The sequence below is a fragment of the Nocardia sp. NPDC005366 genome, from assembly GCF_040606855.1.
In the GTDB taxonomy this organism is placed as follows: Bacteria; Actinomycetota; Actinomycetes; order Mycobacteriales; family Mycobacteriaceae; genus Nocardia.
Genome location: NZ_JBEXFQ010000001.1, coordinates 410,818 through 432,506 on the forward strand (window position 1 = coordinate 410,818; position 21,689 = coordinate 432,506).

General features: G+C 68.0%; 22 protein-coding genes. 15 read left to right on the top strand and 7 right to left on the bottom strand.

Annotation, left to right across the window (positions count from 1 at the left end):
- Window positions 1-76: 76 nt before the first annotated feature.
- The 8 genes from hrcA (at window position 77) to era (ending at window position 8,101) form a co-directional block, all read left to right on the top strand.
- The gene (gene hrcA / locus ABZS43_RS01810; RefSeq protein ID WP_355033881.1) at window positions 77-1,108 is read left to right on the top strand and encodes a heat-inducible transcriptional repressor HrcA; all 1,032 of its coding nucleotides are present in this window, start codon (window positions 77-79) and stop codon (window positions 1,106-1,108) included.
- Window positions 1,109-1,290: 182 nt separating this feature from the next.
- The gene (dnaJ, locus tag ABZS43_RS01815) at window positions 1,291-2,445 is read left to right on the top strand and encodes a molecular chaperone DnaJ (RefSeq protein ID WP_355033882.1); all 1,155 of its coding nucleotides are present in this window, start codon (window positions 1,291-1,293) and stop codon (window positions 2,443-2,445) included.
- Window positions 2,446-2,449: 4 nt separating this feature from the next.
- Window positions 2,450-3,190 (top strand): 16S rRNA (uracil(1498)-N(3))-methyltransferase, encoded by a 741-nt coding sequence (locus ABZS43_RS01820; RefSeq protein ID WP_355033883.1) that lies wholly within the window; start codon window positions 2,450-2,452, stop codon window positions 3,188-3,190.
- A gap of 467 nt (window positions 3,191-3,657) precedes the next feature.
- On the top strand, window positions 3,658-4,749 hold the full coding sequence (locus ABZS43_RS01825; RefSeq protein WP_355033978.1) for a PhoH family protein: 1,092 nt from the start codon (window positions 3,658-3,660) through the stop codon (window positions 4,747-4,749).
- A gap of 150 nt (window positions 4,750-4,899) precedes the next feature.
- Entirely contained in the window at window positions 4,900-5,454 is a 555-nt protein-coding gene (gene ybeY, locus ABZS43_RS01830; protein ID WP_355033884.1) for an rRNA maturation RNase YbeY, read from the top strand.
- Window positions 5,451-6,830 (top strand): hemolysin family protein, encoded by a 1,380-nt coding sequence (locus ABZS43_RS01835; protein WP_355033885.1) that lies wholly within the window; start codon window positions 5,451-5,453, stop codon window positions 6,828-6,830. Before ybeY ends, ABZS43_RS01835 begins: the two co-directional genes overlap by 4 nt.
- On the top strand, window positions 6,823-7,182 hold the full coding sequence (locus ABZS43_RS01840; RefSeq protein WP_355033886.1) for a cytidine deaminase: 360 nt from the start codon (window positions 6,823-6,825) through the stop codon (window positions 7,180-7,182). The genes ABZS43_RS01835 and ABZS43_RS01840 overlap by 8 nt, the downstream gene beginning before the upstream one ends.
- Window positions 7,151-8,101 carry a GTPase Era gene (gene era / locus ABZS43_RS01845; RefSeq protein ID WP_355033887.1) on the top strand — a complete coding sequence of 317 codons (951 nt, stop codon included), beginning with the start codon at window positions 7,151-7,153 and terminating at the stop codon, window positions 8,099-8,101. The genes ABZS43_RS01840 and era overlap by 32 nt, the downstream gene beginning before the upstream one ends.
- A 9-nt stretch (window positions 8,102-8,110) precedes the next feature.
- On the opposite strand, the gene ABZS43_RS01850 is transcribed toward era, so the two are convergent.
- Window positions 8,111-9,565 carry an amidase gene (locus ABZS43_RS01850; RefSeq protein ID WP_355033888.1) on the bottom strand — a complete coding sequence of 485 codons (1,455 nt, stop codon included), beginning with the start codon at window positions 9,563-9,565 and terminating at the stop codon, window positions 8,111-8,113.
- 132 nt (window positions 9,566-9,697) lie between these two features.
- On the bottom strand, window positions 9,698-10,645 hold the full coding sequence (locus ABZS43_RS01855) for an NAD(P)/FAD-dependent oxidoreductase (protein ID WP_355033889.1): 948 nt from the start codon (window positions 10,643-10,645) through the stop codon (window positions 9,698-9,700).
- 81 nt (window positions 10,646-10,726) lie between these two features.
- Between ABZS43_RS01855 and ABZS43_RS01860 the strand changes: the two genes are divergently transcribed.
- From ABZS43_RS01860 to ABZS43_RS01875, 4 genes are all read left to right on the top strand, one after another.
- The gene (locus ABZS43_RS01860) at window positions 10,727-11,323 is read left to right on the top strand and encodes an XRE family transcriptional regulator (RefSeq protein WP_355033979.1); all 597 of its coding nucleotides are present in this window, start codon (window positions 10,727-10,729) and stop codon (window positions 11,321-11,323) included.
- Window positions 11,324-11,359: 36 nt separating this feature from the next.
- Window positions 11,360-12,139, top strand: a complete 780-nt coding sequence (recO, locus tag ABZS43_RS01865) for a DNA repair protein RecO (RefSeq protein WP_355033890.1) — start codon at window positions 11,360-11,362, stop codon at window positions 12,137-12,139.
- 70 nt (window positions 12,140-12,209) lie between these two features.
- Complete coding sequence (locus tag ABZS43_RS01870; RefSeq protein ID WP_355033891.1) at window positions 12,210-13,025, top strand: isoprenyl transferase; 816 nt, start codon at window positions 12,210-12,212, stop codon at window positions 13,023-13,025.
- Window positions 13,026-13,039: 14 nt separating this feature from the next.
- On the top strand, window positions 13,040-13,453 hold the full coding sequence (locus ABZS43_RS01875; protein ID WP_355033980.1) for a hypothetical protein: 414 nt from the start codon (window positions 13,040-13,042) through the stop codon (window positions 13,451-13,453).
- Window positions 13,454-13,464: 11 nt separating this feature from the next.
- On the opposite strand, the gene ABZS43_RS01880 is transcribed toward ABZS43_RS01875, so the two are convergent.
- Window positions 13,465-14,073, bottom strand: coding sequence for a TetR/AcrR family transcriptional regulator (locus ABZS43_RS01880; RefSeq protein WP_355033892.1), 609 nt, complete (start codon window positions 14,071-14,073; stop codon window positions 13,465-13,467).
- Between the two features lie 102 nt (window positions 14,074-14,175).
- Between ABZS43_RS01880 and ABZS43_RS01885 the strand changes: the two genes are divergently transcribed.
- The gene (locus ABZS43_RS01885; RefSeq protein ID WP_355033893.1) at window positions 14,176-15,156 is read left to right on the top strand and encodes a hypothetical protein; all 981 of its coding nucleotides are present in this window, start codon (window positions 14,176-14,178) and stop codon (window positions 15,154-15,156) included.
- Window positions 15,157-15,242: 86 nt separating this feature from the next.
- On the opposite strand, the gene ABZS43_RS01890 is transcribed toward ABZS43_RS01885, so the two are convergent.
- A complete protein-coding gene (locus ABZS43_RS01890; RefSeq protein WP_355033894.1) occupies window positions 15,243-15,674 on the bottom strand; it encodes a Fur family transcriptional regulator in 432 nt (143 codons plus the stop codon).
- 3 nt (window positions 15,675-15,677) lie between these two features.
- The gene (locus ABZS43_RS01895) at window positions 15,678-16,028 is read right to left on the bottom strand and encodes a metalloregulator ArsR/SmtB family transcription factor (RefSeq protein WP_355033895.1); all 351 of its coding nucleotides are present in this window, start codon (window positions 16,026-16,028) and stop codon (window positions 15,678-15,680) included.
- A 239-nt stretch (window positions 16,029-16,267) separates the two neighbouring features.
- Here ABZS43_RS01895 and ABZS43_RS01900 point away from each other — a divergent pair, with 239 nt between their 5' ends.
- Window positions 16,268-17,653 (top strand): glycine--tRNA ligase, encoded by a 1,386-nt coding sequence (locus ABZS43_RS01900; RefSeq protein WP_355033896.1) that lies wholly within the window; start codon window positions 16,268-16,270, stop codon window positions 17,651-17,653.
- A gap of 27 nt (window positions 17,654-17,680) precedes the next feature.
- On the opposite strand, the gene ABZS43_RS01905 is transcribed toward ABZS43_RS01900, so the two are convergent.
- Complete coding sequence (locus ABZS43_RS01905; RefSeq protein ID WP_355033897.1) at window positions 17,681-18,286, bottom strand: TenA family protein; 606 nt, start codon at window positions 18,284-18,286, stop codon at window positions 17,681-17,683.
- 62 nt (window positions 18,287-18,348) lie between these two features.
- On the opposite strand from ABZS43_RS01905, the gene ABZS43_RS01910 reads away from it, so the two are divergent.
- Window positions 18,349-19,626, top strand: a complete 1,278-nt coding sequence (locus ABZS43_RS01910) for an acyltransferase (RefSeq protein ID WP_355033981.1) — start codon at window positions 18,349-18,351, stop codon at window positions 19,624-19,626.
- 77 nt (window positions 19,627-19,703) lie between these two features.
- Here ABZS43_RS01910 and ABZS43_RS01915 read toward each other — a convergent pair whose 3' ends face one another.
- Window positions 19,704-21,683, bottom strand: coding sequence for a TPM domain-containing protein (locus tag ABZS43_RS01915; protein WP_355033982.1), 1,980 nt, complete (start codon window positions 21,681-21,683; stop codon window positions 19,704-19,706).
- Window positions 21,684-21,689: the final 6 nt, after the last annotated feature.

Consider the following 21,689-nt stretch of genomic DNA (forward strand, 5'->3'; position numbering starts at 1 on the left):
GGAATCGGCGGATGACCATGCCCTCCCGGGGGCGTCGGCGGTTGGCGACGCACCGATGAGCGAGGAGGTAGGCCCGATGTCGAGCACCGAGGATCGGCGCTTCGAGGTCCTACGCGCGATCGTCGCGGATTACGTGGCGACGAAGGAGCCGATCGGGTCGAAAACCCTTGTCGACCGCCACAATCTCGGCGTGTCCAGCGCGACCATCCGCAACGATATGGCCGTGCTGGAAGCCGAGGGCTACATCACCCAGCCGCACACCAGTTCCGGGCGCATTCCGACCGATAAGGGCTACCGCCAGTTCGTCGACCGGATCTCCGAGGTCAAGCCGCTGTCGGGGGCCGAGCGCCGAGCCATCATGGAATTCCTGGAATCGGGTGTCGACCTCGACGACGTGCTGCGTCGTGGTGTCCGGCTGCTCGCGCAGCTGACCAGGCAGGTGGCCGTCGTCCAGTATCCGACCGCGTCCGCCTCGACCGTCCGCCATATCGAGGTGGTCGCGCTGAATCCCGCGCGCCTACTCCTCGTCGTGATCACCGACACCGGCCGCGTCGATCAGCGGCTGGTGGAACTCGGCGCGCTCATCGATGACGAGGACCTGGCCGTGCTGCGCGGCATGCTCGGTGGAGCCATGGACGGTAAACGCCTGGCCGCGGCCTCGGCGTCGGTGGCCGAACTCCCCGAACACGCGCCGCGCAAACTGCGCGATGTGCTGATCCGGGTGTCCACCGTGCTGGTGGAGACGCTGATCGAACATCCGGAGGAACGGCTCGTGCTCGGCGGCACCGCCAATCTGACCCGCAACGCCGCCGATTTCGGTCTCCCCGGCTCGCTGCGCCAGGTGCTCGAGGCGCTGGAAGAGCAGGTGGTTGTGCTCAAACTGCTGGCCGCCGCCCAGCAACCGGGCACGGTGACGGTGCGCATCGGCGAGGAAACGCAGGTCGAGCAGATGCGCGGCACCTCGGTGGTCTCGACCGGGTACGGCGTGTCCGGCGCGATACTCGGCGGCATGGGCGTCCTCGGCCCGACTCGGATGGACTACCCGGGCACGATAGCCTCGGTCGCGGCCGTGGCTCGCTACATCGGTGAGGTACTGGCCGAACGGTGAGGCGGGTAGGCGCTGCTACCCTCGAACCTCCGGCCGGATAAAGTTGAGTGCATCCGACTAATGCTGTCGGCGGTGGTGTTGTGCCGTCGCACGCGTTCGGTCGGAACGGTGCAGACAAGGATGAGCCCGCGCCCGGCTGGCCGGTCGGGCGGTGGAGAGCGACCAAGGACTAAGAGACTCACGTGGCACGGGATTACTACGGACTGCTCGGCGTCGCCAAGAACGCGACCGACCAGGAAATCAAGCGCGCCTACCGCAAGCTGGCGCGTGAACTGCATCCCGACGTCAACCCCGACGAGGCGGCGCAGGCCAAGTTCAAAGAGGTGTCGGCCGCCTACGAGGTGCTGTCGGATCCGGAGAAGCGGCGCATCGTCGACCTGGGTGGCGACCCGCTGGAATCGGGTGCGGGTGGTGCGGGCGGATTCTCCGGTGCGGGATTCGGCGGTCTCGGCGATGTCTTCGAGGCCTTCTTCGGCGGGATGAACACCTCCGGCGGTCAGCGCAAGCCACGCGGCCGGGTGCAGCCCGGCGCCGACTCGCTGCTGCGGACCCGGCTCAGTCTGGCCGAGTGCGCGGTCGGCGTCACCAAACATCTGACCGTGGATACCGCCATCCTCTGCGATATCTGTCAGGGCTCGGGCACCAATGGCGACTCCAAGCCGGTGCGCTGCGAAACATGCGGCGGCGCAGGCGAAGTCCAGTCGGTGCAGCGGTCCTTCCTCGGCCAGGTGCTGACCGCGCGGCCGTGCCCCACCTGCCGCGGCGCCGGTGAGATCATCCCCGATCCCTGCAACAAGTGCGGCGGCGACGGCCGGGTGCGCGCTCGCCGGGAAATCGCCGCGCCGATTCCGGCCGGTGTCGCCAATGGAATGCGTGTGCGCCTCGCCGCGCAGGGCGAGGTCGGGCCGGGTGGCGGCCACGCGGGCGACCTGTACGTCGAAATCGTGGAACAACCGCACGACGTGTTCGTGCGCGACGGCGACGATCTGCACTGCACGATCCGGGTGCCGATGGTGGACGCCGCGCTCGGAACGACCGTCGTCATCGACACCATCCTCGACGGCCCGACCGAACTCACCATCGCGCCGGGCACCCAGCCCAACGAGATATCGGTTCTGCGCGGGCACGGGATGCCGCGGCTGCGTTCCGGCGCGCGCGGCGATCTGCTCGCGCACCTGGATATCGTGGTGCCGAGCAAACTCGACGGCAAACAGTCCGATCTGCTGCGCAAGTTCAAGGGGATGCGCGAACGTGATCGCGCCGAGGTCATGACGGCGCAGTCCGAGCACAACAGCGGCCTGTTCGCCCGGCTGCGCGCGTCGTTCAGCGGACGCTGACCCGTTGGCCGCCACGGTCTTCTATCTCGACGATATTCCCGAGCCGGGTGCGATCGCGGTCCTCGACGGCCAGGAGGGACGGCACGCCGCCACCGTGCGTCGTATCCGGGTCGGCGAGCCGATCACGTTGTCGGACGGGCGCGGACTGCTCGCCGCATCGGAAGTCGTCGCGACCCAGCGTGATCGACTGGATCTGAGAATTCTGAATCGGACTGTCGCACAACGGGTGACGCCCTCGGTGACGGTGATCCAGGCCGTGCCGAAATCGGATCGTTCGGAACTGGCCGTCGAATTGATGACCGAGGCGGGGGCCGACGCCATCATCCCGTGGCAGGCCGCCCGCTGCATCGCCAATTGGGAGGGCAAGGCCGCCAAGGCGGTGGAGAAGTGGCGGGCCGCCGCGCGTTCGGCGGCCAGGCAGTCGCGCCGTCCCTACATCCCCGAAGTGGCGGATCTGCATCGCACCCGCGAGGTCATCGAATTGGTCCGTACGGCCCGATCCGGCGGCGCGATCGTGGCCGCACTGCACGAATCGGGGGCAGGTCGCTTCACCGAGTTGCCCTTCGCCGACGTCGCGGAGGTCGTCCTCGTCGTCGGCCCCGAAGGCGGACTCGACGATACCGAAATCGCGGCGCTCACCGCGGCGGGCGCGGCCCCGGTCCTGCTCGGCCCCACGGTGCTGCGCACCTCGACTGCCGCCGCGGTCGCGCTCGGCGCGCTCGGCGCCCTCACTCCGCGCTGGTAGAAGTCACCGGCGCGGCGGTGTCGTCGTCACCCACGGCGCGGTCCGCGCGGCCGACGCACGCCTGAGCAACTGGCGGAAATAAGTGCGCGGTATCTCCGTTATGGCACCGCACGAGCGGCATTCCAGCGCGTTCCTGGTGCGGATCTCGCCCAGCGATTTCCCGTTGAACCCGACGCTGGTGACCAACTGACGAAGACCGTGCGTCGCGGCTCGGTGGCAGCGGTGGCAGGGGATTTCCACGACGGCGAGGAACCGAACCGTTCGCCGAATATCCCAGGGTACGAGCACGACAACCCTCACGATCGAATCTCGGCGTCGAGCCTACGGGATTCGGTGCGCCGGGCGCGTCCATCGTGCTGCTACCCCATTATTCACTGTGCCCTGTCGGTGGGGAGCGTTAAACTTTGGGCAACGAAGCATCGAGACCGGAAAGCAGGCTGTAGCCACTTTTGAGAACACAAGGCGAGATCGGCGACCCGACCACCCCCGCAGCAGGCACCGGTGCCGGCGACAACGGTTCGGGCCCCGCAGCGCGCACCGTGCGTTCCAGCATCGAACTCGCTCCCGAATCCGTGTTCCCGTTCCTCGGTTCGGCTGACCAGAATCTGCGTGAACTAGAGCAGTTGCTCAACGCGGATATTCATGTGCGCGGCAATTCCGTCACCCTCACCGGCAAGGCGGCCGATGTCGCCCTCGCCGAGCGGGTGATCGAGCAGCTCGTCGCGCTGACCGGCCGTAATCGGGTGGTGACGCCGGAGGCGGTGCGGCATACGGTATCGATGCTGACCGAGGGTTCCTCGGACTCCCCGGCCGAGGTGCTGAGCCTGGACATCCTGTCCCGGCGTGGCAAGACCATCCGGCCCAAGACGCTGAACCAGAAGCGCTACGTCGACGCGATCGACGCCAACACCATCGTGTTCGGCATCGGTCCCGCCGGTACCGGCAAGACCTACCTCGGTATGGCCAAGGCCGTGCAGGCGTTGCAGTCCAAGCAGGTCAACCGGATCATTCTGACCCGCCCCGCCGTCGAGGCGGGGGAGCGGCTCGGCTTCCTGCCCGGCACGCTCAACGAGAAGATCGATCCGTATCTGCGTCCGCTCTACGACGCGTTGCACGACATGATGGATCCGGAGGCGATTCCGAAGCTGATGGCCGCGGGTGTCATCGAGGTCGCGCCGCTGGCATATATGAGGGGCCGGACCCTGAACGACTCTTTCATCATCCTGGACGAGGCGCAGAACACCACGGCCGAGCAGATGAAGATGTTCCTCACCCGTCTCGGGTTCGGCTCGAAGATCGTGGTGACCGGTGACGTCACCCAGGTCGACCTGCCGACCGGAGCCCGCTCGGGGCTGCGCGCGGCCAGCGAGATCCTGACCGGGATCGAGGATATCCATTTCGCCCAGCTGACCAGCAGCGATGTGGTCAGGCACCGCCTGGTCTCCGATATCGTCGACGCCTACGACAAGTACGAGAACGACACCCGCCCGGCCGTCGGCGAGCATTACCCGGGAAATCGGGCTCAGCGCCGCGCCGCCGGCCGCGGTGACCGGCGGTAGAAGCCGCGGGCGCGGGCAGCACGCGATGGCATCCGGATCATCCGGGTGCCATCGGCATATCGGCGGCCGTATGCGGCCGCCCGGACCGGGTTCGGCTCGCCCCGGGGTTGCGGGCGGACCCGGTCCGATGGCGGCCGATAGGCTGTTCGGGTGAGCATCGAGATCGCCAACGAGTCGGGGATCGACGTACCCCAAGAAGGCCTGGTCAGTGTCGCGCGTTTCGTGATCGCACGTTTGGACGTGCACCCGGCGGCGGAACTGTCGATGGTGCTCGTCGACCTCGACACCATGGCCGATATGCATATGCGGTGGATGGATCTGCCTGGTCCTACGGATGTGATGTCCTTCCCGATGGACGAGCTGGAACCAGGTGGCCGCCCGGACAGCCCCGAGCCGGGCCCGTCGATGCTCGGCGATATCGTGCTGTGCCCCGAATTCGCGGCGGCCCAGGCCCGCAAGGCCGGGCATTCGCTCGATCACGAACTCGCGCTGCTCACCGTGCACGGCGTACTCCATCTGCTCGGCTACGACCACGCCGAGCCGGAGGAGGAGAAGGAGATGTTCGCGCTGCAGGCCCAGCTGCTCGAGGAGTGGTACGAGAGCCTGCGGGAGGCCGAGCGGCGTGCCGAACTCGCCGAACGCGATGCCCGTCTGCTCGGTAAGGCGGGTTTCACCACACCGGGTGACGCTCTGGGCCCCGCGTGAGTTCACCGACCCTGGTTCTGCTCGCGTGCCTGCTCGTTCCGGTGGGCGGGTTGTTCGCCGGTATCGACTCCGCGCTCAACACGATCTCCCCGGCCCGCCTCGATGATATGGTGCGGGCCGACCGGCCCGGCGCCGGGCGCCTGCGCCGCATCGTGGCCGACCGGCCGCGCTACGTCAATCTCATGGTGCTGCTGCGTATTCTGTGCGAGATCAGCGCCACCGTCCTGCTCGCCGCCGCCCTCATCGAGATCTGGGACGACAATTGGGCACTGCTGGTCACCGCCGTGGTGATGGTGCTGGTGGATTACGTCGTGATCGGTGTCGGCCCCCGCACGCTCGGACGTCAGCACGCCTACTCGCTTGCCCTGGTCGCGGCGCTGCCGCTGCAATTCATCGGCATGGTGCTCGGTCCGGTCAGCCGCCTGCTCATCCTCATCGGTAACGCGATCACGCCGGGTAAGGGTTTTCGCAACGGCCCCTTCGCTTCCGAGATCGAATTGCGCGAAGTCGTCGAGATGGCGAGTGAGCGCGGCGTCGTCGCCGATGAGGAGCGGCGGATGATCCAGTCGGTCTTCGAACTCGGCGATACCGCGGCGCGCGCGGTGATGGTGCCGCGCACCGAGATGGTCTGGATCGAGGCGGATAAGACTGCGGCGCAGGCGATGTCGCTCGCGGTGCGAAGCGGCCACTCGCGTATTCCGGTGATCGGGGAGAACGTCGACGACATCCTCGGCGTGGTGTACCTGAAAGATCTTGTGCCGTACGCGGATCGGAGCCGGAAGGTGCGGGTGCGCGACGTCATGCGTCCGGCCGTGTTCATGCCCGACTCCAAACCGCTCGATGATCTGCTCGACGAGATGCAGCGCCGCCGCAACCACATGGCACTGCTGGTGGACGAATACGGTGGCATCGCCGGACTGGTCACCATCGAGGATGTGCTCGAGGAGATCGTCGGGGAGATCGCCGACGAATACGATACCGATGAGACCCCGCCCGTCGAGGATCTCGGCGACGGCCGCTACCGGGTGTCGGCGCGGCTGTCGGTGGAGGATCTCGGCGAGCTCTACGGCCTGGAGATCGAGGACGAGGATGTCGACACCGTCGGCGGCCTGCTCGCCCACGAACTGGGCAGGGTGCCGCTGCCGGGGTCGAAGGTGGTCGCGTACGGGCTGGTCCTGCGCGGCGAGGGCGGCGCCGATGCCAGGGGCCGGATGCGGGTGAACACGGTCGTCGTGCGGCGCGCACCGCAGCGCGGTCGCGGCGAGAAGGCAGACGCCGAACGAGCGGTGGGCGAGAAGAACGGCAAGCGGAAGGGCAACGGATCGGACGGGGACAGACCCGGCGATCGTCACGAGGACGGAGACACCGATGACTGAATTGGATGCCGAGGACAACAAGCTGGTGGTGCTTGCCCGCGGTGCGCTCGCGCGTACCGGCGGGGCGAGCGGCGCCGCGATCCGCGACACCGACGGCCGCACCTATGCCGCGGGTGAGGTGACGCTGAAGGCGCTGCGGTTGACCGCCCTGCAATCCGCTGTCGCCGCGGCGATCTCGAGTGGCGCGGAAGGTTTCGAGGCCGCCGCCGTGGTCGGCGGCAGGTTCTCCGATTCCGGTGTCGGCGCGGTGCGCGAAGTGTCGCCCGAGGCGAAGATCGTCTTCACCGACCGCGACGGCGCCGTCTTCGAGATCGTCGACGATGCCGCTGCCGCCGAGGTGCAGGGTGGCTGACGGTCGCCTGGCGGGTGACACCGCCGAATTCCGTTCGGGTTTCGTCTGTTTCGTCGGCCGACCGAATACCGGCAAGTCGACGCTGACCAATGCGCTGGTCGGCGCGAAGATCGCGATCACCTCCTCGCGTCCGCAGACCACGCGCCACACCATCCGCGGCATCGTGCACCGCGAACACGCCCAGCTGATCCTGGTGGACACCCCCGGACTGCATCGCCCGCGCACCCTGCTCGGCCAGCGCCTCAACGACCTGGTGCGCGACACCTATTCCGAGGTCGACGTCATCGCGCTGTGCATTCCGGCCGACGAGAAGATCGGGCCGGGCGATCGCTGGATCGTGCAGCAGATCAAGCAGATGGCGCCCAAGACCACCGTGCTCGGCGTGGTCACCAAGATCGACAAGGTGAGCCGCGACGACATCGCCGCCCAACTGCTGGCCCTGTCCCAGCTGCTCGGACCCGACGCCGACGTGGTGCCGGTCTCCGCGGTGCGGGGAGAGCAGGTCGACCTTCTCGTCGATGTCATCGCCTCGAAGATGCCGGAGGGCCCGGCCTTCTACCCCGATGGCGAGCTGACCGACGAGCCGGAGGAAACCCTCATGGCCGAGCTGATCCGCGAGGCCGCGCTCGAGGGTGTGCGCGACGAACTCCCGCATTCGCTGGCCGTCGTCATCGAGGAGGTGCTGCCGCGCGAGGAGAACGAGGACATGCTCGACGTGCACGCCCTGCTCTATGTCGAGCGCCCGAGTCAGAAGGCGATCGTCATCGGCAAGGGCGGGGCCCGGCTGAAGGAGGTCGGCACCAACGCCCGCAAGCAGATCGAACATATTCTCGGCGTCCGCATCTACCTGCACCTGCACGTGAAGGTCGCCAAGGACTGGCAGCGCGACCCCAAACAGCTGGGCAAACTCGGCTTCTGACGTGCGCGATCACCACCAGGGGTCGGGGCGGTGACGTTCCCAGTGCAGTTCCGATTCCACCTGCGCCGCGACCGAGACCAACAGCGGTTCGGAGCTGGCGGTGCCCATGAGCTGGGCGCCGATGGGCAGCCCGTCGTCGGTGAAGCCCGCCGGGATGTTCACACTCGGCCAGCCGAGCACATTCCAGGGCCAGGTGTAGGGGCAGGCGGCGGTGATGAGGTTGTTGGTGTCGTTGACGCCGATGCCGTCGATTTCCGTCGCGCGGGGGGCCGCCGTGGCGGTGGTCGGTGCGAGCACCAGATCGTAATCGTGGAAGAACGATCCGATTCGCCTGTGCAGCAACGGTTCCGCCTGACGGGCGGCGAAGAGGGCAGGGCCGCCGAGTAATCGGCCGAAGCGGATATTGGCGCGGGTGCGCGGATCGACCACCGCGCCCGGCATGGCGTCGGACACGCGGCTGATACCCGCCATCGACCGCGGCAGGAAGGACGCGCCGATCAGGATGCCGTAATGCAGGTCGGCGACGGTCACCGAATGACCAAGTGCGCGCAGGGTCGTCGCCAGCCGCCGGACCGCGGCTTCGACCTGTGGGTCCAGCGCGGTTCTGGTGGCGGTGAACGGAATTCGCAGCGACAGCGCGATCCGCAGCCTGCCGGGATCGCGGCCGATGGCGTCGGAGACGGCGACGGGAGCGGGCGTATGCAGATCCCCGGCGTGCGGTCCCGCCGCGAGGTCGAGCAGCAACGCGGCGTCGGCGACGGTGCGCGCCAGCGGGCCGTTCACGGTGAGTCCGTGGAATGCCTCGGGGTGTGGCCAGGTGGAGATGCGCCCGCGCTGGGGTTTGATGCCGACCAGATTCGTCCACGCCGCCGGAATACGGACCGATCCCGCGCCGTCGGAACCCAGTGCGGCAGGGACCAATCCGGCCGCGACGGCAGCCGCCGAGCCACCCGATGATCCGCCGGGCGTCCGGTCGGCGGCCCACGGATTGCGGGTGTGGCCGAAGGCGGCGCCGCTGGTGAACGGCAGTTGGCCGAGTTCGCAGGTATTGGTCTTGCCGACGATCACCGCACCGGCCGCGCGGAGCCTGCGCACCGATTCGGCGTCGTCGGTTTTGGGCGCGAATTCACCGCCACAGCCGAAAGCCGTTGGCTCACCGGCGATATCGGTATCGTCCTTGACCGCGATGGGGACGCCGAGCAGGGGAAGTCGCGTACCGGCGGCGATCAGTCGATCCGCCTCGGCCGCCTCGGCCAGCGCTTTGTCACGCCGGACGACGCGGAAGGCGTTGAGCGTCGGCTGACTCGCCTCGATCCGGTCCAGCGCGGAGGTGACCGCCTCGGTCGAACTCGTCGTGCCGTCGGCCAGCGCGGCCGCGAATTCGGCCAGCCCGATATGCGGCGGGGCCGGGCGTTCGGTGGGGTCGGGCACCGCCGCGAGCCGCCCGCGTTCGGACGCGGTCATCTGAGCTCCCTCCGGTGGGCCTGTGAACTTGAAACGGTAGCGCGCATCTGGTCAACCGTCCACATCGGTTATCGCGGACCGGCCGCGAAACGTACGGACTGTTGTCCGAAGCGTGTCCAACTCGTGTCACGGTCACCGTCGCGCGGAGACGGCCTGCTGTATTTCCTCGGTGACCAGGTCGAAGTTGATCTGCGCTCCCGCCGCCGCCCCCGCCGCGGCGGCGGCGCCGACCTGGGCCGACAGATCGGTGACATTGCCCGCCACCCAGATGCCCGGTACCTCGGTGCGACCCGTCGGGTCGGTGGGAATGTGCTCACCCATCCCGGACGGATGCGGGACCGGTTTCAGGCCGATGGATGCGAGGAAGTCGGCGCGGGCCACCATCCTGGATGCCACCGCCATCGCCTCGCGAGCGACGAACGTCCCGTCGGTGAGGCGCACGCCCGCGAGACGATCGTCCACGATCCGCACCGACGCCACCTCGCCTGGCATCACGCGGATATCTCGAGCCGCCAGCTGCGCGGCCTGTTCGGGAGTCGGCGGGGCGACGTGGGTGAAGTAGACGACGTCCGGACTCAACTGCCGGAACAGCAGAGCCTGGTGCACCGACATCGGGCCGCTGCCGAGCACGCCGATGGCGCGGTCGCGAACCTCCCACCCGTGGCAGTACGGGCAGTGGATCACATCCTTGCCCCAGCGTTCCCGCAGACCGGGAATATCGGGAATCTCGTCGAACAGGCCGGTGGCGATCAGCATCCTGCGCGCCCGAGTCACGCGCCCGTCGGTCAGTGCCACGGTGAACTCCCCGTCGCCGCCCCGCACCGCCACGACCTCGCCGCCGACGATCTCACCGCCGTATCCGCGCACCTCGGCGCGCCCGCGCTCCAGCAACTCCGACGGCGCGATTCCGTCGAGCGCGAGGAGTCCGTGCACACCCTCGGCGGGCGCGTTGCGGGGCCGACCGGAATCGATCACCACCACCGAACGGCGCGAACGGCCGAGCATCAGCGCGCCGTTCAACCCTGCCGCGCCACCGCCGACGATCACCACGTCATAGCTGTTCTTCAACTGATCGGTCATCGGGACCACCTCCTTTGACGACCATGCGTGACACACGTCGGATATGGCAAAGTTTGTTGCCGATATGGCAAACTGATGACCATGGATATCGACTTCGACCAGGCATTGGACGCGGTCGGGCCACGCCTGCGCGCACTGCGCAAACAGCGCGAAACCACGCTGGCCGACCTGTCCGCGCGCACCGGGATCTCGGTGAGCACGCTCTCGCGCCTGGAATCCGGAGCACGTAAACCCACCCTGGAACTGCTGTTCCCGCTGGCCCGCGCGCACGGCGTCACCCTCGACGAACTCGTCGACGCGCCGACCACCGGCGATCCGCGCATCCACCTGCGTCCGGTGACACACCACGGCATGACCATGGTTCCGCTGACCCGTCGCGCGGGCGGCATCCAGGCGTACAAGATCGTGATCGAGGCGGGAAGCAGTCGCAGGAAGCCCGAGCCGAGGACGCACGAGGGCTACGAATGGGTCTACGTCCTCAACGGGCGGTTGCGCATCGTGCTCGGCGAACACGATCTGACGCTGTTGCCCGGTGAGGCGGCCGAATTCGACACCCGCCAGCCGCACTGGTTCGGCGCGGCCGACGCCGACGCGGTCGAATTCCTCAGTCTGTTCGGCAAACAGGGCGAGCGCGCGCACCTGCGCGCCCGCCCGAGGAGCCGGGAGCGGGCCGGATAGCGGAATGTTGTCGCCGCCGCGTGGGAGGATGACCCCGTGCGTTTGTATCGGGACGAGGCCGTGGTGGTGCGCCAGCACAAACTGGGTGAGGCGGACCGCATCGTCACGCTGTTGACGCGCAGATACGGGCTGGTGCGTGCGGTGGCCAAGGGGGTGCGGCGCACCAAATCGCGGTTCGGAGCGCGGCTGGAACCCTTCGCCTACATCGACGTGCAATTACATCCGGGGCGCACGCTGGACGTGGTCACCCAGGTGCACACCATGGAGGCGTTCGCCGCCGACATCATCGACGATTACGGCCGCTACACCACCGCGTGCGCGGTACTGGAAACCGCCGAGCGCCTGGCGGGCGAGGAACGCGCCCCCGCGCCGAGATTGCACGCGCTCACCGCGAGCGCGTTGCGCGCCATCGCGGCCAAACAACGCCCGCACGAACTGATTCTCGACGCGTTCCTCCTGCGTGCCATGGGGTTCGCCGGGTGGGCGCCCGCGCTGGACGAATGCGCGAAATGCGCCACCCCCGGTCCGCATCGCGCCTTCCACGTCGGCGCGGGCGGCGCGGTCTGCGTACACTGCCGTCCGCCCGGCGCGGTCACCCCGGCGCCCGGAGTTCTCGACCTGCTGCTCGCCCTGCTCCGCGGTGAGTGGGATTACGTCGCGACGGTGCCCGATTCGGTGCGCAAACAGGCGAGCGGCCTGGTGGCGGCGCATCTGCAATGGCATCTGGAACGTCAACTGCGCACGCTGCCGCTGATCGAGCGGTCGTCGCCGTCCTTCGTATCCGGCGCGGACGTGCGGCAGCCCGCGCCGGGCTAGTGTCGGCCGGGCGCGGATCGTGTGTCGGATGCGTGGATGGCTGTTCGCGCACTACGACGCATCAGGCAGGATGGACCCCGTGATCCTCCGCCGAGACTCCACGACGACAAGGTCGAGCAATACCAGGACAGTCCGCCCGCCGTCCCCGCATCCCTCGGGGGCGAAGCCGCCGCAACTGCCGCTCGAATTCGTGCCGAACCACGTGGCGCTGGTGATGGACGGCAACGGACGATGGGCGCAGGAGCGTGGCCTGCCGCGCACCGCGGGACACGAACGCGGCGAGGCGGTGCTGATGGATACCGTCGAGGGCTGTATCGAAATCGGGGTGAAGTGGCTGTCGGCCTACGCCTTCTCCACCGAGAACTGGCGGCGCAGCCCGGACGAGGTGCGCTTCCTGATGGGCTTCAACCGCGACGTCATCCGCCGCCGCCGTGACGAGATGCACGAGATGGGTGTGCGGGTGCGCTGGGCCGGTCGGCGACCGCGCCTGTGGCGCAGCGTGATCAACGAACTCGAGACCGCCCAGGAACTGACCAAGGACAACACGGTGATGACCCTCACCATGTGCGTCAATTACGGGGGCCGCGCCGAGATCGCCGATGCCGCAAGGGAAATCGCGCGTCGAGTGGCGGCGGGGGAGATCGATCCCGAGCGGGTCGACGAAGCCACCGTCGCGAAGTACATGGACGAGCCGGATATGCCGGATGTGGATCTGTTCCTGCGGCCCTCCGGTGAATTCCGCAGCTCGAACTTCCTGATCTGGCAGTCCGCGTACGCCGAATATGTCTTCCAGGAAACGCTTTTCCCCGATTTCGATCGGCGCAACCTGTGGGAAGCCTGTCTCCAGTACGCTTCGCGTGACCGCCGTTTCGGCGGCACCAAGTGAACGGTGGTGCGGATATGGATGCGGCGGTCACCCCGGAGCAGGAGCTACAGGCGCGGGCCGGCGCGTGTCTGTCGCTCTACGATGTCGATGTCCGAGTCGACCCCGAGGGCTCGATCGGATTCGAGTACGAGGGCGCGCTGTGCTCGCTGCGCGCGGTGAGTCTGGCGCCCGGCCTCGATGTGCTGACGCTGACCTGCGTGCTGGCCTGGGATCGTCCGCTGAAGCCGCAACTGCACAAGCGGGTCGCCGAGCGCAACAACGCCCTGCAATTCGGTTCGCTGACCGTGATCGCCCACGGCAAACTCGCCGACGTGATCCTGCGCTACACCTTCCCGGCCGCCGGCCTGGACGATCAGGCCCTGGCGACGATGCTGGTACTCGTCCTGTCCGGCGCGGGCCGTGCCCGTCCTGGACTGCTCCAGCCCTGACGCCGGCGGCGCTATCGGGTGGCGGGTTCGCCGTAGGGGAGCAGCGTCCGCACTCCGCGCGCCAGCGTCTCCGGTGAGGGATCACCGATGATCAGATGCTGCAGGATGAATCCGGGCAGCAGACCGATGAGGGCGACCGCCACCGCGTTGGTGTCGGCGTCCTCCGGCAGCCAGCCCGCCGTCAGCATCTTGTCCGCGTATTCGTGCCAGATGTCGCGCATGGCGAGTATCGCCTCCCGCACGTAGCCGGTCGCCTCCGGTTTGACCAGGGCCAGCGACCATGCCTGCGGGGCCAGTCGCACGGGGCCTTCCGGACCGCTGCGCGCGACGATGTTCTGCGCGAGCAGGGCGATCAGTTCGGCCGGGGTCGGCAGGGTTTCGGCGTGGATCGCCTCGGCCATGACCTCGCGGATCTCCGTCATCGTCTGGGTGGCCAGCGCCGCGATGATGTCGTCCTTGCTCTTGAAATACCGATAGACGGCTCCGGCGGAGAGCCCGGATTCCGCGAAGACATCCTGCATGGAGGAGTCGTGGAAGCCCTTGCGAGCAAAACACAGGCGGGCGGCGTCGAGGATCTGCTGCCTGCGGCGTTCCAGATGTTCTTCGCTGACTCGGGGCATGGGTTCAAAATAAAACGAATATCCGTTCTTGACAAGTTTCCGCGGGTCGTGCGACCGTGGAATCGCGAAAAAGAACGAACATTCGATTTTCGGGAGAATGTCATGAACACCTCGCAGCGAGCGTTCGCGGTCGGACTCGCCACCGCCCTGCTCCAGGCCCTGATGCTGATCGCCTTCGCCTGGCCCGCCGCCAATATCGCCCCGCGGGATCTGCCGATCGCCGTCACCGGGCCGCAGGCGGGTCAGGTCACCGAAAAACTGAACCAGCAATTTCCCGATGCCTTCGAGATCGCCACCCCGCCCGACGAAGCCGCCGCACGCGCCGCCATCATCGACCGCGAGATCTACGGCGCGGTACTGACCGGCGGCGGGGCGCCCCGCGTGCTCGTCGCCTCGGGTGCGAGTCCCGCTGTCGCCCAACAACTCACGGCCATGGCCCAGCACCTTTCCGGAGCGCAGACGGCCGCAGTCGAGGATGTGGTCGCCGCCGACGCGGACGACCCGCGCGGGGCCGCCTTCGGCGCGATGGTGCTGCCGCTGGTGATGTCGGGTATCGCCGCGGGCGTCCTGCTCAGCCTGCTCGTTCCGGCGCCGGGGGCCCGTCTCGCCGGGCTCGCCGCCTTCGGTGTGGCGGGTGGTCTGCTCGGTATGGCGATCATCCAGGGCTGGATGTCGGTGGTGCCCGGCTCGTATCTCACCCTGGCCGCGGTGGCCGGGCTCGTATCCTTCGCGGTCGCCGGTGCGGTCGCCGGTCTGGCCTCGGTCGTGGGGCGCCCCGGAATCGGTATCGCCGCGTTGACCATGCTGCTGATCGGCAACCCGTTCTCCGCCGCCACCTCGGCCCCGGAACTGCTTCCCCAGCCGTGGGGCGCGATCGGCCAGTGCCTGCCGCCGGGTGCGGCGGCCTCGCTGCTGCGTTCGGTCGCCTTCTTCGACGGTGCCGGCGGCGCGAAACCCCTGACGGTGCTGTTGATCTGGGCCGTCGCGGCGGTGGCGCTGATCGGTGTGGCGGTACTTCGCGGTCGCCGCGCCGAGGTGGCCCCCGTCCCGGCCGGCTCGCCCGAACCCGTCCCGGCTGTCTGACTATCCCGTCGAATCCTGTTGTGGCCCGGCGTCACCCAGCGCGAGTGGGGTGCGTCGGGCCGCTTCGCGGTATCGACCCTGCCGTCTCAGGCTCGACTGCCGCTGTCGGCGCAACCTCGGCAGGTGCCGAAGATTTCCATGGTGTGACTCACCTCGGTGAAACCGTGTTCTCCCGCAATGGATTCCGCCCATGCCTCGACCGTCGGGCCCTCCACCTCGACGGTACTTCCGCAATGTCTGCATACCAGGTGGTGATGGTGGCCGTTGGAGCATTGCCGGTAGACCGATTCACCGGAATCGGTGCGGAGCACGTCCACCATTCCGGCGTCGGCGAGGGACTGGAGGGTGCGGTAGACGGTGGTCAGGCCGATGCCCTCGCCGCGGCGGCGCAGTTCGTCGTGGAGTTCCTGCGCCGAGCGGAACTCCTCGATATCGCCGAGCAGCGCGGCGATGGCGCTGCGCTGACGGGTGCTGCGGATGCCGACGGGCTTGTGCGTATCCAGCGTCTTGTCAGGCACGGATCACCCTTCCTCGGCATGCGCGACGGCGTCGACGACGATATGCGCGAGGTGATCGTCGACGAGTTCGTAGAGCACCTCCCGGCCTGACCGCTCGCCGTGCACGACCCCCGCCGACTTGAGGATGCGAAGATGCTGGCTGACCAGGGGTTGGGTCACGCCGAGCGCGTCGACCAACTCGTGCACGCAGCGCGGCGATTCGCGCAGTTGCAGCACGATGGCGATGCGCACCGGCGCCGCGAGCGCGCGGAGCAACTCGCCCGCGTCCTCCAGCACGCCCCGAGTCGGCAGCGGCGCGGGACCGGGGGACCGATAGGGGTTGTGCGAATGAGTGGTAGCGGCTTCGGCAGACATCGAACCAACTCCTTATTGGAAAGCGATCTCATTTTGATATGCATGGGTGTGCATGTCAAATGAGACTTGCGCGGCGCTCACCACGTGCCGCCGCAAGTGCACCGAACCTACGCGCCACGGCAACCCCTGTGCGGTGGAAAAGCGGTTGGCCGGTGCCGATAGTCTGTACGCAACACATCTGTCTCCTGGACAACCTTTCGCATCAGAACAAACACTCGCAGTGAATGGAGAATTCTCGCGTGGCACCCAAGTCGAAGGTGGACACCGTTGCCAACCTCGCCAAGCGCCGGGGTCTGGTGTACCCGTGCGGTGAGATCTACGGAGGCACCAAATCGGCGTGGGACTACGGTCCGCTCGGTGTCGAGCTCAAGGAGAACATCAAGAAGCAGTGGTGGCGGTCCATGGTCACCAGCCGCGAGGATGTCGTCGGCCTCGATTCCTCGGTGATCCTGCCGCGCGCGGTGTGGGAGGCGTCGGGTCACGTCGCGACCTTCACCGATCCGCTGGTCGAGTCGTTGCACACCCACAAGCGTTACCGGGCCGACCACCTGCTCGAGGCGTACGAGGAGAAGCACGGCCACGCGCCGGTCAACGGCCTCGCCGATATCAAGGACCCGGAGACGGGCCAGCCGGGTAACTGGACCGAGCCGAAGAACTTCTCCGGTCTGCTCAAGACCTTCCTCGGCCCGGTGGACGACGAGGAGGGCCTGCACTACCTGCGGCCCGAAACCGCGCAGGGCATCTTCGTGAACTTCGCGAACGTGATGACCACCGCGCGCAAGAAGCCGCCGTTCGGCATCGCGCAGATCGGCAAGAGCTTCCGCAACGAGATCACCCCCGGCAACTTCATCTTCCGCACCCGCGAGTTCGAGCAGATGGAGATGGAGTACTTCGTCAAGCCCGGCGAGGACGCCGAATGGCACAAGTACTGGATCGAGACCCGTTTCTCCTGGTACACCGATCTCGGCATCGACCCGGAGAACCTGCGCCTGTTCGAGCACCCGAAGGAAAAGCTGTCGCACTACTCGGCGGGCACCACCGATATCGAGTACCGCTTCCGCTTCCAGGGCAGCGAATGGGGTGAGCTCGAAGGCATCGCCAACCGCACCGACTACGACCTGAAGACGCATTCGGAGCATTCCGGCACCGAACTCAGCTACTTCGACCAGACCACCAACGAGCGCTACGTCCCCTACGTCATCGAACCGGCCGCGGGCCTGACCCGTTCGCTGATGGCGTTCCTGGTCGACGCCTACGCCGAGGACGAGGCCCCGAACACCAAGGGCGGCGTCGACATCCGCACGGTGCTGCGCCTGGACCGCAGGCTCGCGCCGGTGAAGGCGGCGGTGCTCCCGCTGTCGCGCAATGTGGATCTGACGCCGAAAGCGAAAGACCTTGCCGCACAACTGCGCAGGAACTGGAACGTGGAATTCGACGACGCGGGCAATATCGGTCGCCGCTACCGTCGCCAGGACGAGATCGGCACCCCGTTCTGCATCACCGTCGATTTCGACACCCTCGAGGATCAGGCGGTGACCATCCGCGAACGCGACACCATGGCACAGGAGCGCATCGCGCTGGACAAGGTCGAGGGCTACCTGGCCCAGCACCTCATCGGCGCGTAGGGATCGCGCGGTTCGAGGCCGATCGGCTCAGGGGACATCCCAGAAGGCGTATTCGTGCCGCATTCCCTCGAGGAAGAGCCGTTGCGCGCGGTCCTGGTCGCCGCCCGCTTCATCGAGCATCTGAGCACAGCGACGGGTGAGAGCGGCGAAACCGGGATCGGCGTAGGTGTCGACCCAGCGCCGGTAGCGCGGATCCGATGGCGGGTTATCGGCGAGAATCGCGCCGAGGGTAGAATAACCCCACATGCACGGGTAGAGGGCGGCCAGACCGTCGGCGTAATCGGCGGCCGAATCCAGCAGGAACGCGGTGTATTCGGCGCAGGCTTTCCCCTTGACCGCACCGGACAGGTCGGCATCGAATTCCGCGGCGAGCGAGCGGTGCAGCGCGAGTTCGTCGTGGTAGGTGGCGTGCGCGAGATCCACCAGATCCCCCAGATGAGCGGCGGGCGCCTGCCAGGCGAGACGACTGAACACCCGGACGTAATCGAGCAGGAACAGATAGTCCTGCTCGAGCCAGGACCGGAAGACGGGTTCGGGCAAATCGCCGTCGGCGATGCCCGCCACCGTCGGATGGGTCAACTGTCGCTCGACCAGGGGCCGTCCGAGCTTTTCCAGATGTGCCGCGAGACTCATCCGAGAAGTCTCTCCCACCTGCCGGATTGCGTGTGATCCGCCCATGCCGCACGCTGTGCGGTGTGTGGTGGTGTGCGGGTGATGTGGTGCGGGTGTTGACGCCATCGGAACAACGTTTCGTCCGGCATGGAACCTACACGGGTCGATCGATACGAGTCGAGGGCGAACTCGATACCACGGCGTTGCGCGCGGCCTTCGACGCACTGCTGCGGACCTACCCGGTCCTCACCTGCCGAATCGGCGAGGACGCCGCCGGATCCGGTCACCTGTTGCGGCCGTCGGGCGACCCTGTCGGGGCGTGGGTGACGCCCGGCGATCCGGATGTGGTGCGGATTCCGGCCGAGCCGATCGACCCGAGGAGGCAATTGGCCTACCTGGACGTGGCCCCCGCCGGGGCGGGACAGGCCCGCGTCACCTTCTTCGCCCACCATTGCGTCGCCGACGCCGGGCACTGTGTCGAACTGTTCACCCGACTGTGGGACTACTACACCGACTACGTCGAATCCGGTTCGACACAGGTTGTGCCGCACGACTATCCGCATGCGCTCGAGTGGTACGCGGCCGAGCGCGGGATCGTCCGCGGCGAGTTCTCCGGTCTCGAGGACGCGATCGAGCCGCTGCCGCCGCAGGCGCGAATCCTGCCGCCCGACCCGGCGGTTCCCTTGCCGCCGACCCTCGCTCGCCCCCGTCGCACGGTGCTCGACGCCGAAACCACCGCCCGCGTCGTCCGGCTCGGACGACGGCCGGGCCTCACCGTCAACGGCCTGGTCACCGCCGCTCTGCTGCGTGCCTACGTCGCCGAGATATCCGGCGGTGCGTGCGGTCCCGTGCCGGTGAGCTGCCTGTACCCGGTCGACATGCGCACCCGCCTCGAGCCGCCGGTCCCGGCCGCCGCGGGAACCAATATGGCCGGTCTGGCCTGTTTCGCCGCGCCCGTCGACCCCGCGGGCTCGATCGACGACCTGGGCAGGCGGATCTCGGCTCGCCTCCAGCACGATCTGGCCGCGGGCACGGTCCAGCAATCCGTCCTGCACTTCCCGGATTTCTTCGGCCCCACCAGAATTCACTCACTCGCCGGGCATATAGCCCTGACCAATACCGGGCGCGTCCCGGCCTTCCGCGTTCCCGCGGGCATCGCCTTGACCGACTACGAAATCGTCTATCTCTCCGCCCACCCGCGACCGTCCACCGGAGCGGCCGCCGCCGTCACCTTCCTCGTCTACACCTACGCCGACCGACTGACCGTCGGCGTGCTCGGCGGCGGCGCCGCGGCCGACCGACTGCCGGAAGCGGTCGGAAAACACCTGGAGGCCCTCGCCGCCGAACCTCTCGACTCCTGACCGGGAACGGCGGGCGCGCGAATTCGTGGACAAAGCAGGTGTCGACACCGGCATCGCCGCGTGCGGGACGACCGGGGTCAGAACCGGCCGCCACGGCTGACCCGCCGTGACCCGCCCGACCCGCCGTATGATCCGGCCCGGAAGCCGCCGGAGCCGTGCCGGGCACCGGTCGCCGCGCCCCGCAGCAACCCGTCGATCAGAATTCCGCCGAGTATCGCGCCCGCCTGCGCCGAACCCGACGGCGTCCTGCTCGACTCCCAGGCCCGAACCCCGGCCTGCGCCTCCTGTAGTGCCCGGCCCGCCAGATCCGCCGCCGCCTGCGCGTGCGTCAGCGCCTGTGCGGGATCGGTGGTCCCGAGTTGTTGTGCCGCGTCGAGATTGCGCTGCGCCTCCGAAAGCCGGGTCCGCGCGTCGGCGTCGATGACGCCGCGCCGAGTGGTGATGAAATCGCCCGCCGCGCCGATCCTCGCCCGTGCGTCGGTCAGGGCCCGGTCGAGCCTGCGCCGCAGATCCTCTGCGGCGAGTTTGCGGTCGGTGGCCGCGGCGATGGCGCGATCCAGTTCCCCGTCGGCGGCGATCGCGTCGTGATAGGCATCGAGCGGGTCGCTCTGGGCGGCGGCGGACGCCGCGTCGAGAGCGTGCTGCGCGGCCGTGCGCGCCGCGGCGAGTTCGGGTCCGCCGAAACTCGCGAGTGCATCGGCGGCGGCGATATCCTCGCGCAATTCGTCCAGTGCCGCGGGCAGGCCGTCACGCGCCTGCTGGATATTCGTGGCCGCGTTGTCCACCGCGTCCAGCAGCGTACGCGCCTGGCCCACCGCGGCTTCCGCCGCGCGGATCGCCGCGACCGCGCCGCCCTGCTGCCCGACCGGCAAGGCCAACGCGCCCCGCCCCGCGTCGATATTCTGCTCGGCGAAGGTGATTCGCTCACGCGCCATGGCGACGTTGTCGTGGATCGGCGCGAGCACGGTCGCGGGATGGGCCGCCGTCAGCCGCGTCGCTTCGGCCTCCGATCCGGGGATCCGCCCGGTGAGTTCGACCAGATCCCTGGTGAGGGCGTCCAGCCGGGCCGGGGCGTTGATCAGCAGATCGCGCATCGCGTCGAATTCGTCGACCCGGGAGTCGAGTTCGCGATCGGCCCGCCCCACCACCCCGATCAGTTCGACCAGCAGTGCGCGCTGTTCGTCCGGGGTCTCGGGAAGATCGTCATCGAGCCGCTGCCGGATCTGGAATGCCCTGGCGGCAGCCGTTTTCGCATGGTCGAGCGCGGTCGTGAACGGAGTCGTCGCGGTGGTCCCGAATTCACCGGTAGCCAATTCCAGCTCGTCCGCGCTGGTCCTGATCGCATTGTCGAGTTCGACCAGCGCCTCGCGCGACCGCGCCTGCAACGCCTCCACAGGCAACGCGGCGAGAGCGACACTGTTGTCCGGGTCGAGATTTCGTGCCGCCGCCAATTCCGCCCGAGCCCGATCGCGGCGGCGTTTGCGCGAATACAGCACCAGGGCGCCGACCACGAGGACCACAAGCAGCACCAGGACGAGCAGCGTGCGTCCACTGACGCCACTGACTCGCATCGCCGAATTCAGGCCGTCGGCAGTGGCGATACCTGCGTCGGCCCAGCGGTTGTCGCGCAGCGCGGGCTCCACCTCGCGGATGAGCAGATCATCGAGTTCGCCGTCGCTGACGCCCTCGGGCACGGCTCCGTAGAACCAGTATTCGCGCGGTTCGATCGCGACCGCCAGCAGCAGATCCCGATCTCCGAGACGGGACTGCGCCGCCGTGCGGGAAGCCCAGGTCTCCGGGTCGAGCCCGGCGAAATCGTGCACATACACGATCCACAACCGTGTCTGATGATCGGCGTAGAGCTGATCGACCGCCGAACGGACGCGGTCGGGTTGGTCGCCCTCGAGCGCCTTCGCCTCGTCCACGACATAGGTGTCCAGGCGCGTGGGCGGTTCCGCGGTGGCGATCGGCGCGCCCAACAGCGCGACACATATCAGCAGCGCACTCACGACCAGCCGGGCGTACCGGCGGACAGTGCGATTCGACGGCAGCGGCATGCCCAT